The sequence below is a fragment of the Methylobacterium terrae genome (assembly GCF_003173755.1).
Lineage (GTDB): Bacteria > Pseudomonadota > Alphaproteobacteria > Rhizobiales > Beijerinckiaceae > Methylobacterium > Methylobacterium terrae.
Genome location: NZ_CP029553.1, coordinates 513,011 through 526,906, shown reverse-complemented (window position 1 = coordinate 526,906; position 13,896 = coordinate 513,011). Strand labels below are relative to the sequence as shown.

The following is a 13,896-nucleotide window of genomic DNA, read 5'->3' as shown; positions in this document are numbered from 1 at the left end:
CGTCGCGCGTCAGGCCGACACCCCGAGGCGCCGGTTGAGCCCGAGCGCCCCCAGGGTACAGACCGCACCCGACAAAAGGTACACCCCGACCCACGGCAGGCCGAGATGGCTCGAGGCGTAGAGCGCGACGAGCGGGGCGAAGCCGGCGCCGACGAGCCAGGCGAGGTCGGAGGTCAGCGCCGAGCCGGTGTAGCGGTACTTGGTCCCGAAGTTCTCCGCGATGGCGCCCGAGCTCTGGCCGTAGGCGAGGCCGAGCAGCGCGAAGCCGACCACCACGAAGATCGTCTGGCCGGCCATGCTGTCGCCGAAGAGCAGCGGGGCGACGATGCTGCCGAGGGCAAACAGGCCGATCAGCGCGGCGGCGAGCGCGATGGTCGAGCGCCGGCCGATCTGGTCGGCGATCAGGCCCGACATCACGATCGTCATCGTGGCGATGGTGGCGCCGGCGAACTGCACCATCAGGAACTCGCCGACCGAGCGCCCGGTGAACAGGTTGATCCAGCTGACCGGGAACACCGTGACGAGGTGGAACAGCGCGTAGCAGGCGAGCGGCACGAAGGCGCCGACCAGGATGTTGCGGCCGCTCGCCCGCACCGTCTGGAGGACCGGCTCCGGCTCGAGCTCGTCGGCCTCGAGCAGGCGGCGGAACTCCTCCGTCGCGACGAGGCGCAGGCGCGCGAAGAGCGCCACGACGTTGATCGTGAAGGCGACGAAGAAGGGATAGCGCCAGCCGAAGCCCATGAAGTCGGCGTCCGAGAGCTGGAGCTCGAAGAACGCGAACAGCCCGCTCGCCAGCATGAAGCCGACCGGCGCGCCGAGCTGCGGCAGCATCGCGTACCAGCCGCGGCGGTTCTCCGGCGCGTTGAGGGCGAGCAGCGAGGCCAGCCCGTCCCAGGCGCCGCCGAGCGCCAGGCCCTGGCCGATCCGGCACGCCGCCAGCAGAACCGCCGACCAGTGCCCGATCGTCTCGTAGCCCGGCAGGAAGGCGATGAGGCAGGTCGAGGTGCCGAGCAGGAACAGCGCGATGGTGAGCTTCGTCGCCCGGCCGTAGCGCCGGTCGATCGCCATGAACAGCACCGATCCGACCGGCCGCGCCACGAAGGCGAGGGCGAACAGCCCGAACGCGTACAGCGTGCCGGTCACCGGCTCGGCCCACGGGAAGACGAGCCGCGGGAAGACCAGCACGCAGGCGAGGCCGAACACGAAGAAGTCGAAGAACTCGGAGGTGCGGCCGATGATGACGCCGAGCGCGATCTCGCCGGGCGCGACGTGCCCCGGCTCCGACGAGGCCAGGCGGGCATCCCGTTCCGGCTTGGAGGAGTTGGCGGCGGCGTCGTCCGCCGTGATCGTGGCCATATCGGAATCCTGCTTCGTCACTCTACGAAGACCCCTTCCTTAGAGGAGAACCGGCCCTCTGGGGGCCTGGACAAAACGTCCAATCCCGCGGGCGCTCCGGCGGGCGTACAGGACAGGAGCCGAAAGCTGATCGTCCGGGCTGCCCGTGAGACATTTGCGCCTCCTCCTCGTCCTCCCGCTCATCCTCCTCACCGGAGGGTGCAATCTCGTGCTCCTGTCGCCCGCGGGCGACGTGGCGCTGCAGCAGCGTAACCTGCTGATCGCCTCCACGGTGCTGATGCTCCTGATCATCATCCCCGTGATGGCACTCACGATCGCCTTCGCGTGGCACTATCGCGAGGGCAACAAGAAGGCCGTCTACGACCCCGATTTCCATCACTCGATCGGTCTCGAGGTGGTGATCTGGTCGGCGCCGCTGCTGATCATCGTGGCGCTCGGCGCGCTCACCTGGCTCGGCACCCACCTGCTCGATCCCTACCGCTCGGTCAGCCGCATCAGCGCCTCGAAGCCGATCGTGTCGAGTGTCGGCGACCCGATGGTCTCGGGCAAGCCCCTGGTGGTCCAGGTCGTCGCCCTCGACTGGAAGTGGCTCTTTCTCTACCCCGAGCAGGGCATCGCCTCGCTCAACGAGGTCGCCGCGCCCGTCGACCGGCCGATCGAGTTCCGCATCACCTCCTCCTCGGTGATGAACTCGCTGTTCATCCCGGCGCTCGCCGGCCAGATCTACGCCATGCCGGGCATGCAGACCCGCCTCAACGCCGTGATCAACAAGGCCGGCGACTACGAGGGCTTCTCCGCCAACTACAGCGGCGCCGGGTTCTCGCACATGCGCTTCACCTTCAAGGGCGTCGACGAGGGCGATTTCAGCGCCTGGGTCGACAAGGTCAAGAAGGAGGGCGGCGGGCTGTCCCGGGCCGACTACCTGAAGCTCGAGCGCCCGAGCGAGAAGGAGCCGGTGCGCTACTACAACGCCGTCGATGCCGGCCTCTACGACGCGATCCTGAACATGTGCGTCGACCGCGCCAAGATGTGCATGCACGACATGGCGGCGATCGACGCCCGCGGCGGCGGCGGCCGCGAGGGCATCAACACCGTGATGAGCCTCACCTACGACAAGGCGGTGCGCCGCGGTACCGGCAAGACCCAGCAGGCGACCTTCGTCACCGCGCTCTGCACGCCGGCCGACGCCTACGGCCTCGGCAATGCCTCGACGGTGTCCGCCGCCGCGACGCCGCGCCTGAACTGAGCCTCATCCCCGGCCGGACCGGCTGCCGGTCCGGCCGCGACATCGATGCGGGAACGAAGAACCGAGCGGTCTCGCCCTGTGCGGTTCCGCCCGGCCCGGACTCCGACGAAGCTACCTGCACTCCAGGCTGAGCCATGAACTCCGAACATAATCCGATCGAAGCCTACCCGCATTGGTGGCGGCTCCTGTTCGGCCGCTTCACCATCGAATCCCTGCCGCTCCACGAGCCGATCGTGGTGGTGACGTTCCTCGTGGTCGCCCTCGGCGGCCTCGCGGTCCTCGGCGCGCTGACCCGCTACAAGCTCTGGGGCGTGCTCTGGCGCGACTGGTTCACCAGCGTCGACCACAAGAAGATCGGGATCATGTACATGGTCCTCGGTCTGGTCATGCTGCTGCGCGGCTTTGCCGACGCGGTGCTGATGCGCTCGCAGCAGGCGATCGCGCACGGCGGCGCCGAAGGTTTCCTGCCGCCGCACCACTACGACCAGATCTTCACCGCCCACGGCGTGATCATGATCTTCTTCGTGGCGATGCCGCTGGTCACCGGGCTGATGAACTACGTCGTGCCGCTGCAGATCGGCGCCCGCGACGTCGCCTTCCCGTTCCTCAACAACTTCAGCTTCTGGATGACCACCGGCGGCGTCGTGCTGACGATGATGTCGCTGTTCGTCGGCGAATTCGCGGCGACCGGCTGGCTCGCCTATCCGCCCCTGTCGAACATCGCCTACTCGCCGAGCACCGGGGTCGATTACTACATCTGGGCGCTCCAGATCGCCGGCGTCGGCACGACCCTGTCGGGTGTCAACCTGATCGCCACCATCGTCAAGATGCGGGCGCCCGGGATGTCGATGATGAAGATGCCGGTCTTCACCTGGACCTCGCTCTGCACCAACATCCTGATCGTCGCCTCGTTCCCGGTGCTCGGCGTCGTGCTGGCGCTGCTCACCCTCGACCGCTACGTCGGCACCAACTTCTTCACGAACGATCTCGGCGGCAACCCGATGATGTACGTGAACCTGATCTGGATCTGGGGTCACCCCGAGGTCTACATCCTGGTGCTGCCGGCCTTCGGCATCTTCTCCGAGGTGACCTCGACCTTCTCCGGCAAGCGCCTGTTCGGCTACGCCTCGATGGTCTACGCCACGGTCGTCATCACCATCCTGTCCTACCTGGTCTGGCTGCACCACTTCTTCACCATGGGGTCGGGGGCGAGCGTCAACTCGTTCTTCGGCATCACCACGATGATCATCTCGATCCCCACCGGCGCGAAGATCTTCAACTGGCTGTTCACGATGTACCGCGGCCGGATCCGCTTCGACCTGCCGATGATGTGGACCGTCGCCTTCATGCTGACCTTCGTCATCGGCGGCATGACCGGCGTGCTGCTCGCCGTGCCCCCGGCCGACTTCGTGCTGCACAACTCGCTGTTCCTGGTCGCGCACTTCCACAACGTGATCATCGGCGGCGTGCTGTTCGGCCTGTTCGCCGGCATCTACTACTGGTGGCCGAAGGCCTTCGGCTTCCGGCTCGACCCGTTCTGGGGCAAGGTCTCGTTCTGGTGCTGGGTCAGCGGGTTCTGGGTCGCCTTCACGCCGCTCTACATCCTCGGCCTGATGGGCGTGACCCGGCGCATGAGCTCGTTCTCGGGCACCGAGTACCAGCCGCTCTTCGTCATCGCGGCCTTCGGGGCGCTCCTCGTCGCCTGCGGCATCGCCGCGATGATCGTCCAGTTCGCCGTCAGCATCCTGCGGCGCGAGCAGTTGCGCGACCTCACCGGCGATCCCTGGGGCGGCCGCACCCTCGAATGGGCGACCTCGTCGCCGCCGCCGGACTACAACTTCGCCTTCACGCCGATGGTGCATGACGGCGACGCCTGGTGGGACATGAAGGCGCGCGGCCACCAGCGTCCGCTGGACGGCTACAAGGCGATCCACATGCCGAGGAACACCGGCGCGGGCGTCATCATCTCCGCCATCGCCACCGTCTTCGGCGTCGCCATGGTGTGGTACGTCTGGTGGCTGGCAGCGCTCGCCTTCGTCGGCGTGATCGCGGCGACCATCATCCACACCTTCAACTACGACCGCGACTTCTACATCCCCGCCGACGAGGTCGCGCGGACCGAGGCCGAGCGCACCCGGACGCTCGCCCTCGCGAAGGCCTGAGGACCCCGCCATGGCACAGTCACACATCGCCGCGGCGGACGACGCCGAGCTGCACTTCTACGTCACGGACGACGAGCACGGCCACGCCGAGGGCGGCACCATGCTCGGGTTCTGGCTCTACCTGATGAGCGATTGCCTGATCTTCGCGATCCTGTTCGCGACGTACGGCGTGCTCGGGCGGAACTACGCGGCGGGCCCGTCCGGCGCGGACCTGTTCGACTTGAAGCTCGTGGCGGTGAACACCGCCATGCTGCTGTTCTCCTCCATCACCTACGGCTTCGCCATGCTGGAGATGGAGAAGGGCGACCAGCGGATGACGCAGCGGTGGCTCGCGATCACGGGCGTGTTCGGCCTCTGCTTCATCGGCCTCGAGCTCTACGAGTTCCACCACCTGATCCACGAGGGCGCGACGCCCCAGCGCAGCGCCTTCCTGTCGTCGTTCTTCACCCTGGTGGGGACGCACGGCCTGCACGTCACCTTCGGGCTGATCTGGCTGACGACCCTGATGGTGCAGGTGCACCAGCGCGGCCTGATCACGGCCAACCGCCGCCGCCTGATGTGCCTGAGCATGTTCTGGCACTTCCTCGACGTGATCTGGATCGGCGTCTTCACCTTCGTCTACCTGATGGGGTCCCTGTCATGAGCGCGCGCGCTCCCGTCTCCGACGACGTCCACGTCGAGGTCGTCCATGACCACCACGAGGCCGGCCACGGCTCGCGCCGGGGCTACATCACCGGCTTCGTCCTCTCGGCGATCCTGACGGCGATCCCGTTCTGGCTGGTGATGGCCGGGGTCTTCACCGACCCCCGGGTGACGTCGCTCGTCATCATGGCCTTCGCGGTGGCGCAGATCGTGGTCCACATGGTCTACTTCCTGCACATGAACGCGCGCTCGGAAGGCGGCTGGACCATGATGGCGCTGATCTTCACGATCGTGCTGGTCGTGATCGCGCTCTCGGGATCGCTGTGGGTGATGTACCACCTCAACACCAACATGATGCCGATGTCGCCGGGCGACATGCGCAACATGCCGTGACGCCCCGCGACGATCGCTCGTCATCGGCCGGGGCGGCTGCGCCCCGGTCCCCCCCGGGGCCCAAGCGCCTCCTCCTGGTGGCACTCTCGCTCCTCGCGACCGTCCTGTTCCTCGCCCTCGGCATCTGGCAGGTCGAGCGCCGTGCCTGGAAGCTCGACCTCATCGCCCGGGTCGAGGCGAGGCTGTCCGCCGCCCCGGTCCCGGCCCCCGGCCGGACCGATTGGCCGACGAACTCGCGCGACGCCGACGAGTACCGCCGCGTGACGACGAGCGGCCGCTTCCTCCCCGGCCGCGCCGTCCGGGTGATGGCGGTGACCGAGAAGGGCGCCGGCTCCTGGCTGCTCGAGCCCCTCGTGACCGGGACCGGCGACACGATCCTGATCAATCGCGGCTTCGTGCCCCCGGACTGGCCGGCGCCGCCCGGGAGCGGGGAGGGGCTCGCGACGGTGACGGGCCTCCTGCGGATGACCGAGCCCGGCGGCGGCTTCCTGCGCAGCAACGATCCCTCCCAGGACCGCTGGTACTCCCGCGACGTCGCGGCGATCGCCGCGGCCAAGGGGCTCGGACCGACCGCACCCTACTTCATCGATGCCGATGCCTCGGGCAACCGGCCGGGCGGGCCGGGCGGGCCGGTCGGCGGGCTCACCGTGGTGGCGTTCCGCAACCATCACCTGATCTACGCGCTGACGTGGTTCGGGCTGGCGGGGATGGCGGGGTACGCGGCCTATCGGGCGTGGCGGGAGCGGTGAGCGGGGACATGGGTTCCGGATATGGCGCGCGAATAACCCTCCCCCCTCTGCGGGGGAGGGTGCCCGGCGGAGCCGGGGCAGCGGGACTCAGTCCCGCCGAGAGGGGCAGCGCGACGCTGCCGGACATGGCGCCCGTCGCCATGGTCGCGACCGCTCCGGAAGCGTGGTTCCCCTCTCCCGGCCTGCTCCGCAGGCCACCCTCCCCCGCACAGGGGGGAGGGTCGGGGTGCGCTCGGACGGCCTCCCGATGACCGACTGGGCCGCCTTGCGCCGCACCGCCCGCGCGACTCTCATCGACGCCGCCCGCTGCCTCGGCGCCGCCAAGCCCGTGGGCTTCGGCGAGGCCGACGACCACGACGGCGGGCGCCAGAACCTGCTGCTCCTGGTGCAGCTGCGCTGGATCGCGGTCGCGGGCCAGGTCATGACCATCGCGGTGGCGCAAGCGGGCCTGGGCATCGCGCTGCCGCTCTGGCCCATGGCGATGGTGCTGATCGGGCTCGTCCTCCTCAACGTCGCCAGCGTCGGCCGGCTCGCCCGCGGCGGCGGCGTCACCGAGGGCGTGCTGTTCGTGGCGCTCCTCCTCGACGTGGTCGCGCTCACGGTGCAGCTCTACCTGAGCGGCGGCGCCACCAACCCGTTCACCTCGCTGTTCCTGCTCCAGCTCACCCTGGCGGCGGTACTCCTGAGCAGCCGGGCGACGATCGCCCTCGTCGCGCTCACCACCGCGTCGCTCGGCCTGCTGCTGCTGGCCTACCGGCCGCTGGTCCTGCCCGGCGGCGAGGACGAGCTCTTCCGGCTCTACCTCGTCGGCATGCTGGTCGGGTTCGTGATCGACGCGGCCCTGATCGCGGTGTTCGTCACCCGCATCTCGCGCAACCTGCGCCGGCAGGATGCGCGGCTCGCCGACCTGCGCCAGCGCGCGGCCGAGGAGGACCACATCGTCCGGATGGGGCTCCTCGCCTCGGGGGCGGCGCACGAGCTCGGCACCCCGCTCTCCTCGCTCTCGGTGATCCTCGGCGACTGGCGCCGGATGCCGGACCTCACCGCCTCGCCCGAGATCGCCCGCGAGATCGAGGAGATGCAGGAGGCGGTCGGGCGCTGCAAGGCGATCGTCACCGGCATCCTGCTCGCCGCCGGCGCCGCACGGGGCGAGGCGCCCCACCTCACGAGCGTGCGCACCTTCGTCGACGAGCTCGTCGGCGACTGGCGGCGGATGCGCTCCTGCTTCTGCCTGCAGGTCCGCGACGAGTTCGGCGAGGACGAGGAGATCGTCTCCGACACCGCCCTCAAGCAGGTGCTGTTCAACGTCCTCGACAACGCCCTCGACATGTCGCCGAGCTTCGTCGAGCTGCATGTCCGGCGCGACGGCGACACGCTGCGCCTCTCGGTCACCGATCGCGGGCCGGGCTTCGCGCCCGAGATGCTGGCGCGGCTCGGCCAGCCCTACACGTCGAGCAAGGGCCGCCTCGGCGGCGGGCTCGGGCTGTTCCTGGTCGTCAACGTCGTGCGCAAGCTCGGCGGCACGGTCGAGGCCCGCAACCGCAGCTACGGCGGCGCCGTCGTGACGATCAGCCTGCCGCTCTCCGGCCTGACGGTCTGAGCCTCGGGCTCGCGGGGCGAGATCCGGCCTCAGCGCCTCGCCGGCAGCTCGCCCAGCATGTCCTTCAGCGCGTCCTCCACCGCCTCGCGGCCGGTGTCGTGGGCCTTCAGACGGCCCTCGAGGCGGCGCAGCTGCGGGGTGAATTCGGGCGGCAGGCCCGGATCGCCGAGATAGTCCGGCTTCTCGGCCTGGACGTTGTAGGCCGAGCGGAGCTGCTGCCCGAGGTGCTCGCGCACCGGCTCCGGCAGCCCGGCATCGTGGTTCTCGTACGGGTCGGAGGGCATCGGGATCCGTATCGGTTCAGTGTCGTGGCGCAGCGGACGGGCCGCAGGCGCCTGTCTCGAAGCAGAACGGCGATCGAGCCGGTTTCGTTGCAAGATCTCGTGCAGCAAAATGACAGGTTTCGCGGCGCAGAACGCAGGAAGCCCCGGCACCAGGGCCGGGGCTTCCCGAAACTCGGTCGCGCCGCCCGAGGGCGGCGCGGATTCGCGCGAGTCGATGGCGCTTAGTCGATGACCTGCACGATGCGGCGGCTGCCCGGATCGACCAGCACGACGCGGTCGTTGACCACGGTGTAGCGGCGGCCGCGGATGCCGTAATCGGACGGGACCTCGTAGTAGCTCACGCCCGAGGAGGGCAGCACGGTGCCGACGCGGACGTCGCCGTCCCAGTCGTACGAGCGGTGCTGGCGCACGGCGTAGGAGCGGAAGCGCGGACGGTCGTCGACGCCGAGCAGGCCGCCGACCGCACCGGTCGCGGCGCCCACGGCACCGCCGACGATCGCACCGACCGGGCCGGCGGCGTCCGCACCGTCCTCGGCGCCGCGCTGGGCGCCGCCGATCAGGCCCTGGGCGTGGGCGGCCATCGGCAGGGAAAGGGCGAGGGCGGCGGCGGCCAGGAAGGTCTTCTTCATCAGATCGATCTCCGTTTCGTCAGTCCGCCCCGGTCGAGCGGGGCAGCTCTCGGGGGTGGTAACGTCGCGGCCGGCGAAACGGTTCAATCGATGCGAGAAGAAAGTCGCGCAACCCCGCGGGAGTACTCCCCGGGGTGCCGGGGCCGCCTCAGGCGTCTTTCGGCATCGCCGACTGGATCAGCCGGTCGGTGCCGAGATCTTCCTCGTCGTACCCCAAGAGTTCCGCCAGCCGGCCGCGGGCGCGGCTGACGCGGCTCTTCACCGTGCCGACCTTGCAGCCCATGATCGCCGCCGCCTCCTCGTAGGAGACACCCTCGGCGCCGACGAGCACCAGGGCCTCGCGCTGGTCGGGCGGCAGCTTGGCGAGGGCGCTCTGCAGGTCCTCGACGTCGAGCCGGTCGCCCTGGTGGGGCGCGGTGGCGAGGCGGGCCGCGTAGGACCCGTCCTGGTCCTCGACCTCGCGCACCCGCTTGCGGTGGTCGGAGTAGAAGATGTTGCGCAGGATGGTGAACAGCCAGGCGTTCAGGTTGGTGCCGGCCTGGAACCGGGCCCGGTGCTGCCAGCCCTTGAGCAGCGTGTCCTGCACGAGGTCGTCGGCCCGGGCCGGGTTGCTGGTGAGCGAGAGCGCGAAGGCGCGCAGGGACGGCACCGCCTGGAGGAGCCCGTCGCGGAATTCCGGCCGGACGACCTCGCCCTGCGCCTTGAGCGCCGCCTCCAGGCGCGCGACCAGATCGGCGAACCGGTTGTCGGGATCCGCATCGCCCAGCGCCTCGTAGGTCGCCCGGAGCTGGGTGCCGAGATGCGACCGGATGCTGGCCGAGAGGCCGGGGCGATCCTCGGCCGACGGATTCGGGGCGGTGTCTCGCGTCATGGCTCTCGCGTCTGCCTGCCTGAGGAGGAAGATGGGCCCTTGGGCCGCGACCGGAAAGGGCGAGCTTAGCGAGAAAGAGACCGCGGCGGATAGGGCCGCGACGCCACGGCGCGGATTCAGCCGCCGGCGCCGGCCCCCGCCTCGTCCCCGTCCGGCACGCCGAGGCGGAAGGCGATGACCTCGCCGGGAGCGAGGTCGGTCCAGCGCTCGTCGCGGGTCAGGGGGCGCGTCGCCACCACGGTCACGATGTCGTCGGGCGTCGTCTCCTGCGCGAAATCCACCCGCCAATCCTCGTCGATCAGCGTCGCGGTGCCGAACGGCGCCCGGCGGGTCAGGGTGCACAGGCGCTTGCCGCAATGGGCGTAGAGCGTGCGGCTGTCGGAGAGCAGCATGTTGAACACGCCGAGCCCGTGCAACTCGGCACAGAGCTCCCGCACTGCCCCGTCGAGGCGGGTGGGCTTCGGCAGGCTGCCCCAGCGCTCCTCGAGCTTGCCCAGCATCCAGCAGAAGGCGTGCTCGCTGTCGGTGGTGCCGACCGGCCGGAAGCGGCCGAGCTTGAGGCGCTTCACCCCCTTCAGCTGGCCGTTATGCGCGAAGGTGAAGGTGCGGCCCCACAATTCGCGGCTGAACGGGTGGGTGTTCTCCAGGGTCACCCGGCCGCGATTGGCCCGGCGCACGTGGGCGATCACGATCCGGCTCTTGATCGGGTATTGCCGCAGGAGCCGGGCGATCTCCGAGCGGGCGCTCGGCTCCGGGTCGTGGAAGCTGCGGCAGCCGCGGCCTTCGTAGAACGAGATGCCCCAACCGTCCTGATGCGGGCCGGTCTCACCCCCGCGGCGCGCCAGGCCCGCGAAGCTGAAGCGGATGTCGGTCGGGACGTTGGCGCTCATGCCGAGCAATTCGCACATGGCGACCGTTATAGGGCCGGCTCGGTGAGCGGGGAGTGAACGAGGCGGGCTTGCCCGCGGCCCGCCGTTCAAAAAGTTTGACCAATCGTTCAAATCCGGCATTCTGACTGCGACGCGGCACGGTCGGGCCAGGCCTCACGCAGCGTCCAACAGGCAGCGGAGGAGACGACCCATGGCGACCATCCCGGCGGGGGCTCCGAATGGGGCCGGCGCGGCAGATCACGCCGACGTGATCATCAAGCCGGGCTACGACGAGAACCTCGTCAACCCCGATCTCGCGCCCCTGCGCAAGCAGACGTGGGGCGCCTACAACATCTTCGCCTTCTGGATGTCCGACGTGCACAGCGTCGGCGGCTACGTCACCGCCGGCAGCCTGTTCTCGCTCGGCCTCGTCAGCTGGCAGGTCCTGCTCGCGCTGCTGATCGGCATCGTGATCGTGCAGGTGTTCTGCAACCTCGTCGCCAAGCCGAGCCAGGTCTCGGGCACGCCCTATCCGGTGATCTGCCGCGCCTCGTTCGGCGTGAAGGGCGCGAACATCCCGGCGATCATCCGCGGGCTGATCGCGGTGGCGTGGTACGGCATCCAGACCTACCTGGCGTCGAGCGCCCTGATGATCGTGGCGCTCCGCTTCTACCCCGAGCTCGCGCCCTACGCGGATGTCACGAAGCACGGCTTCGTCGGCCTCTCGACGCTCGGCTGGGCCTCGTTCATGCTGCTCTGGGTGCTGCAGGCGCTGGTGTTCTGGCGCGGCATGGAGGCGATCCGGGTCTTCATCGACTGGGCCGGCCCGGCCGTCTACGTCGTGATGATCGCGCTGGCCGTCTACCTCGTCGCCCGCGCCGGCCTCGACAACGTCAGCCTGACCCTCGGCGAGGTGAAGTACACCGGCTGGGCCGCCGTACCGGTGATGATCAACGCGATCGCCCTCGTCGTGTCCTACTTCTCGGGCCCGATGCTGAACTTCGGCGACTTCTCGCGGTACGGCCAGTCCTTCGCGGCGGTCAAGCGCGGCAACTTCTGGGGCCTGCCGGTCAACTTCCTCGGCTTCTCGATCCTGACCGTCGTCACGACCTCCTGCACCCTGCCGGTCTTCGGCCACATGATCACCGACCCGGTCGAGACGGTGAGCCGGCTCGACAGCACCTTCGCGGTGGTGCTCGGCGCCTTCACCTTCATGACGGCGACCATCGGCATCAACATCGTGGCGAACTTCGTCTCGCCGGCCTTCGACTTCTCGAACGTCGCCCCGAAGACGATCAGCTGGCGGATGGGCGGGATGATCGCGGCCGTCGGCTCGATCTTCATCACGCCGTGGAACCTCTACAACAATCCGGCGGTGATCCACTACACGCTCGACGTGCTCGGCGCGTTCATCGGCCCGCTCTTCGGCATCCTGATCGCCGATTTCTATGCGGTGAAGAAGCAGACCGTCATCGTCGACGACCTCTACGTGATGGGACCGACGGGTGCCTACTGGTACGAGAACGGCTACAACATGGCGGCGGTGACGGCGGTGGTGCCCTCGGCGCTGGTGCCGGTGCTGTGCGCGGTGGTGCCGGGGCTGGAGGGCCTGGCCAACTTCACCTGGTTCATCGGCTGCGGGCTCGGCTACGTCACCTACAGCCTGCTGATGAAGCGCCAGCCGCGGCTGGTGACGCAGGCGGTGTGAAGACCGGTGAGGCCTGCCCCAGGGGCGCCCGCACTCACCACGTTGCCGGGCAAGCCTCGGGTTTCTCCTCTCCCCGCGGGCGGGGAGAGGGCCGAGCCCTCGTTCAGAGGGCGCGGCAAGCTGCGAACCGAAGGTTCGCCGCGAGGGTGAGGGGGTGTTTCCGGAGTAGCCTCATTCGGCACCTCCCCCTCACCCTCGGCTGCCGCCTTGCTGTTTCCCCGACAAGGGGGAAACAGCCCTCTCCCCGCCCGCGGGGAGAGGGGGATGCGCCCGGCCCGACGGGCGAACCTTTCAAGCGCTCGGGCCGGAGCCGCCCTCGACCGTCAATCCCAGCCCCCCGAACACCAGCTGCACGATCGTCGCCTTGGCGGTGTCGTAGTCGGCCTCCTCCAGCTGGCGCTTCTGCTTCATGATCGCCATCTGGCCCGAGAAATCGGCGTAGGCCTGGGTCATCGCCCAGATGCAGAAGAACAGGTCGGCCGGGCTGATCGGCGCGATCCGGCCGAGCGCCGCCCACTCGCTCACCCGCGCGCATTTCTCGATCAGGAGCGGCGTCGAGACCGTCTCGATGAATTCGCCGATGAAGGGCGCGCCGCTGATGATCTCCATCGCGTAGATCTTCGACAGGAAGGGATGGTCGCGGGAGAAATCGACCTTCTTGTGGATGTAGCCGCGCAGCAGCGTCGCGAGGTCGGACTCCATGTCGAGCGCGGCGAGGTCGCGCGCCCATTGCTTCATCGCGCGCTCCAGGATGGCGCAGTAGAGGTCTTCCTTGTCGTTGAAGTAATAGTAGATGTGTGCCTTGGCGATGCCGGCCTTCTTGGCGATCAGCGCCGTGGTAGCGCCGCGCAGGCCGAAATGCCCGAAGATGAACTCGGCCGCGTCGAGGATCTTGTCCTCGGCATTGGCGACCGGCAGCGACTTGCGGGCGCGCTCCGAGGGGCGGCGGAGCTGGAAGTCGCTCGTCTCGGGCGAAGGCTTGCCGGGGGATTTCTTCTCGGGTGGCATGGCGGCCTCGGGCCGATCCTCCGCGACGCTCGACCGGTGGTAGCAGGCTTGCGCCGCCGCGGCGAGGCGGCGGGGTCACCCGCGCGACAGGTAATCCACCAGCGTCATCGTGAACAGGATCCCGACCCAGAAGAAGCCGATGCCGGCGAAGAGCTTCACCAGCGGCGGCTCGTGGCGGACCTCCATCGAGAACAGCAGGATCGTCACCACCATGGCGCTCGCCACGATCAGCTCGACGATCCAGACATGCGGGAAGGGGAGGGTGGCGCCCAAACCTACGTTGATCCCGAGCATGACGAGGAGCGCGCACGCCGTCAGGACCGGCTCGCGCATGTAACGCCAGAGGATGCGGCGCTCGTCGCTGGTGCCGAACACGGGG

The 13,896-nt window shown here is 69.1% G+C and carries 14 protein-coding genes; 7 read left to right on the top strand and 7 right to left on the bottom strand.

The features are described 5' to 3' along the window. Positions 1-9: 9 nt before the first annotated feature. A complete protein-coding gene (locus tag DK419_RS02330; RefSeq protein ID WP_109957672.1) occupies positions 10-1,356 on the bottom strand; it encodes an MFS transporter in 1,347 nt (448 codons plus the stop codon). Positions 1,357-1,501: 145 nt separating this feature from the next. Between DK419_RS02330 and cyoA the strand changes: the two genes are divergently transcribed. The 6 genes from cyoA to DK419_RS02300 all read left to right on the top strand — a co-directional run bounded on the left by cyoA (position 1,502) and on the right by DK419_RS02300 (position 8,148). Continuing rightward, positions 1,502-2,602: a ubiquinol oxidase subunit II gene (gene cyoA, locus DK419_RS02325; protein WP_109957671.1), complete on the top strand. Its 1,101-nt coding sequence runs from the start codon at positions 1,502-1,504 to the stop codon at positions 2,600-2,602. A gap of 134 nt (positions 2,603-2,736) precedes the next feature. Then, on the top strand, positions 2,737-4,764 hold the full coding sequence (gene cyoB / locus DK419_RS02320; RefSeq protein ID WP_109957670.1) for a cytochrome o ubiquinol oxidase subunit I: 2,028 nt from the start codon (positions 2,737-2,739) through the stop codon (positions 4,762-4,764). A gap of 10 nt (positions 4,765-4,774) precedes the next feature. Next, the gene (gene cyoC / locus DK419_RS02315) at positions 4,775-5,407 is read left to right on the top strand and encodes a cytochrome o ubiquinol oxidase subunit III (RefSeq protein WP_109957669.1); all 633 of its coding nucleotides are present in this window, start codon (positions 4,775-4,777) and stop codon (positions 5,405-5,407) included. Beyond that, positions 5,404-5,799 carry a cytochrome o ubiquinol oxidase subunit IV gene (gene cyoD, locus DK419_RS02310; RefSeq protein ID WP_109957668.1) on the top strand — a complete coding sequence of 132 codons (396 nt, stop codon included), beginning with the start codon at positions 5,404-5,406 and terminating at the stop codon, positions 5,797-5,799. The genes cyoC and cyoD overlap by 4 nt, the downstream gene beginning before the upstream one ends. Positions 5,800-5,876: 77 nt before the next feature. Continuing rightward, on the top strand, positions 5,877-6,548 hold the full coding sequence (locus DK419_RS02305; RefSeq protein ID WP_342587211.1) for an SURF1 family protein: 672 nt from the start codon (positions 5,877-5,879) through the stop codon (positions 6,546-6,548). Between the two features lie 247 nt (positions 6,549-6,795). Next, a complete protein-coding gene (locus DK419_RS02300) occupies positions 6,796-8,148 on the top strand; it encodes an ATP-binding protein (protein WP_109962074.1) in 1,353 nt (450 codons plus the stop codon). 29 nt (positions 8,149-8,177) lie between these two features. Here DK419_RS02300 and DK419_RS02295 read toward each other — a convergent pair whose 3' ends face one another. The 4 genes from DK419_RS02295 to DK419_RS02280 all read right to left on the bottom strand — a co-directional run bounded on the left by DK419_RS02295 (position 8,178) and on the right by DK419_RS02280 (position 10,840). Continuing rightward, positions 8,178-8,432, bottom strand: a complete 255-nt coding sequence (locus tag DK419_RS02295) for a hypothetical protein (protein ID WP_109957666.1) — start codon at positions 8,430-8,432, stop codon at positions 8,178-8,180. 221 nt (positions 8,433-8,653) lie between these two features. Continuing rightward, on the bottom strand, positions 8,654-9,061 hold the full coding sequence (locus tag DK419_RS02290) for a DUF1236 domain-containing protein (RefSeq protein WP_109957665.1): 408 nt from the start codon (positions 9,059-9,061) through the stop codon (positions 8,654-8,656). Between the two features lie 148 nt (positions 9,062-9,209). Further along, positions 9,210-9,932 carry a sigma-70 family RNA polymerase sigma factor gene (locus DK419_RS02285; RefSeq protein WP_109957664.1) on the bottom strand — a complete coding sequence of 241 codons (723 nt, stop codon included), beginning with the start codon at positions 9,930-9,932 and terminating at the stop codon, positions 9,210-9,212. A 116-nt stretch (positions 9,933-10,048) separates the two neighbouring features. Continuing rightward, complete coding sequence (locus DK419_RS02280; RefSeq protein ID WP_109957663.1) at positions 10,049-10,840, bottom strand: class II glutamine amidotransferase; 792 nt, start codon at positions 10,838-10,840, stop codon at positions 10,049-10,051. 172 nt (positions 10,841-11,012) lie between these two features. Here DK419_RS02280 and DK419_RS02275 point away from each other — a divergent pair, with 172 nt between their 5' ends. Next, complete coding sequence (locus DK419_RS02275) at positions 11,013-12,509, top strand: NCS1 family nucleobase:cation symporter-1 (RefSeq protein WP_109957662.1); 1,497 nt, start codon at positions 11,013-11,015, stop codon at positions 12,507-12,509. 291 nt (positions 12,510-12,800) lie between these two features. Here DK419_RS02275 and DK419_RS02265 read toward each other — a convergent pair whose 3' ends face one another. Together DK419_RS02265 and DK419_RS02260 are read right to left on the bottom strand one after the other, a co-directional pair. After that, entirely contained in the window at positions 12,801-13,517 is a 717-nt protein-coding gene (locus tag DK419_RS02265; protein WP_109957660.1) for a TetR/AcrR family transcriptional regulator, read from the bottom strand. A 75-nt stretch (positions 13,518-13,592) separates the two neighbouring features. Next, a complete protein-coding gene (locus tag DK419_RS02260) occupies positions 13,593-13,892 on the bottom strand; it encodes a cytochrome C oxidase subunit IV family protein (RefSeq protein ID WP_245442799.1) in 300 nt (99 codons plus the stop codon). Positions 13,893-13,896 lie beyond the last annotated feature (4 nt).

Excerpts from the sequence above, each read along its gene's own strand:
- DK419_RS02330 (WP_109957672.1), bottom strand. The coding sequence starts at position 1,356 with ATGGCCACGATCACGGCGGACGACGCCGCCGCCAACTCCTCCAAGCCG.
- cyoB (WP_109957670.1), top strand. The coding sequence starts at position 2,737 with ATGAACTCCGAACATAATCCGATCGAAGCCTACCCGCATTGGTGGCGG.
- cyoC (WP_109957669.1), top strand. The coding sequence starts at position 4,775 with ATGGCACAGTCACACATCGCCGCGGCGGACGACGCCGAGCTGCACTTC.
- cyoD (WP_109957668.1), top strand. The coding sequence starts at position 5,404 with ATGAGCGCGCGCGCTCCCGTCTCCGACGACGTCCACGTCGAGGTCGTC.
- DK419_RS02300 (WP_109962074.1), top strand. The coding sequence starts at position 6,796 with ATGACCGACTGGGCCGCCTTGCGCCGCACCGCCCGCGCGACTCTCATC.
- DK419_RS02295 (WP_109957666.1), bottom strand. The coding sequence starts at position 8,432 with ATGCCCTCCGACCCGTACGAGAACCACGATGCCGGGCTGCCGGAGCCG.
- DK419_RS02290 (WP_109957665.1), bottom strand. The coding sequence starts at position 9,061 with ATGAAGAAGACCTTCCTGGCCGCCGCCGCCCTCGCCCTTTCCCTGCCG.
- DK419_RS02285 (WP_109957664.1), bottom strand. The coding sequence starts at position 9,932 with ATGACGCGAGACACCGCCCCGAATCCGTCGGCCGAGGATCGCCCCGGC.
- DK419_RS02280 (WP_109957663.1), bottom strand. The coding sequence starts at position 10,840 with ATGTGCGAATTGCTCGGCATGAGCGCCAACGTCCCGACCGACATCCGC.
- DK419_RS02275 (WP_109957662.1), top strand. The coding sequence starts at position 11,013 with ATGGCGACCATCCCGGCGGGGGCTCCGAATGGGGCCGGCGCGGCAGAT.
- DK419_RS02265 (WP_109957660.1), bottom strand. The coding sequence starts at position 13,517 with ATGCCACCCGAGAAGAAATCCCCCGGCAAGCCTTCGCCCGAGACGAGC.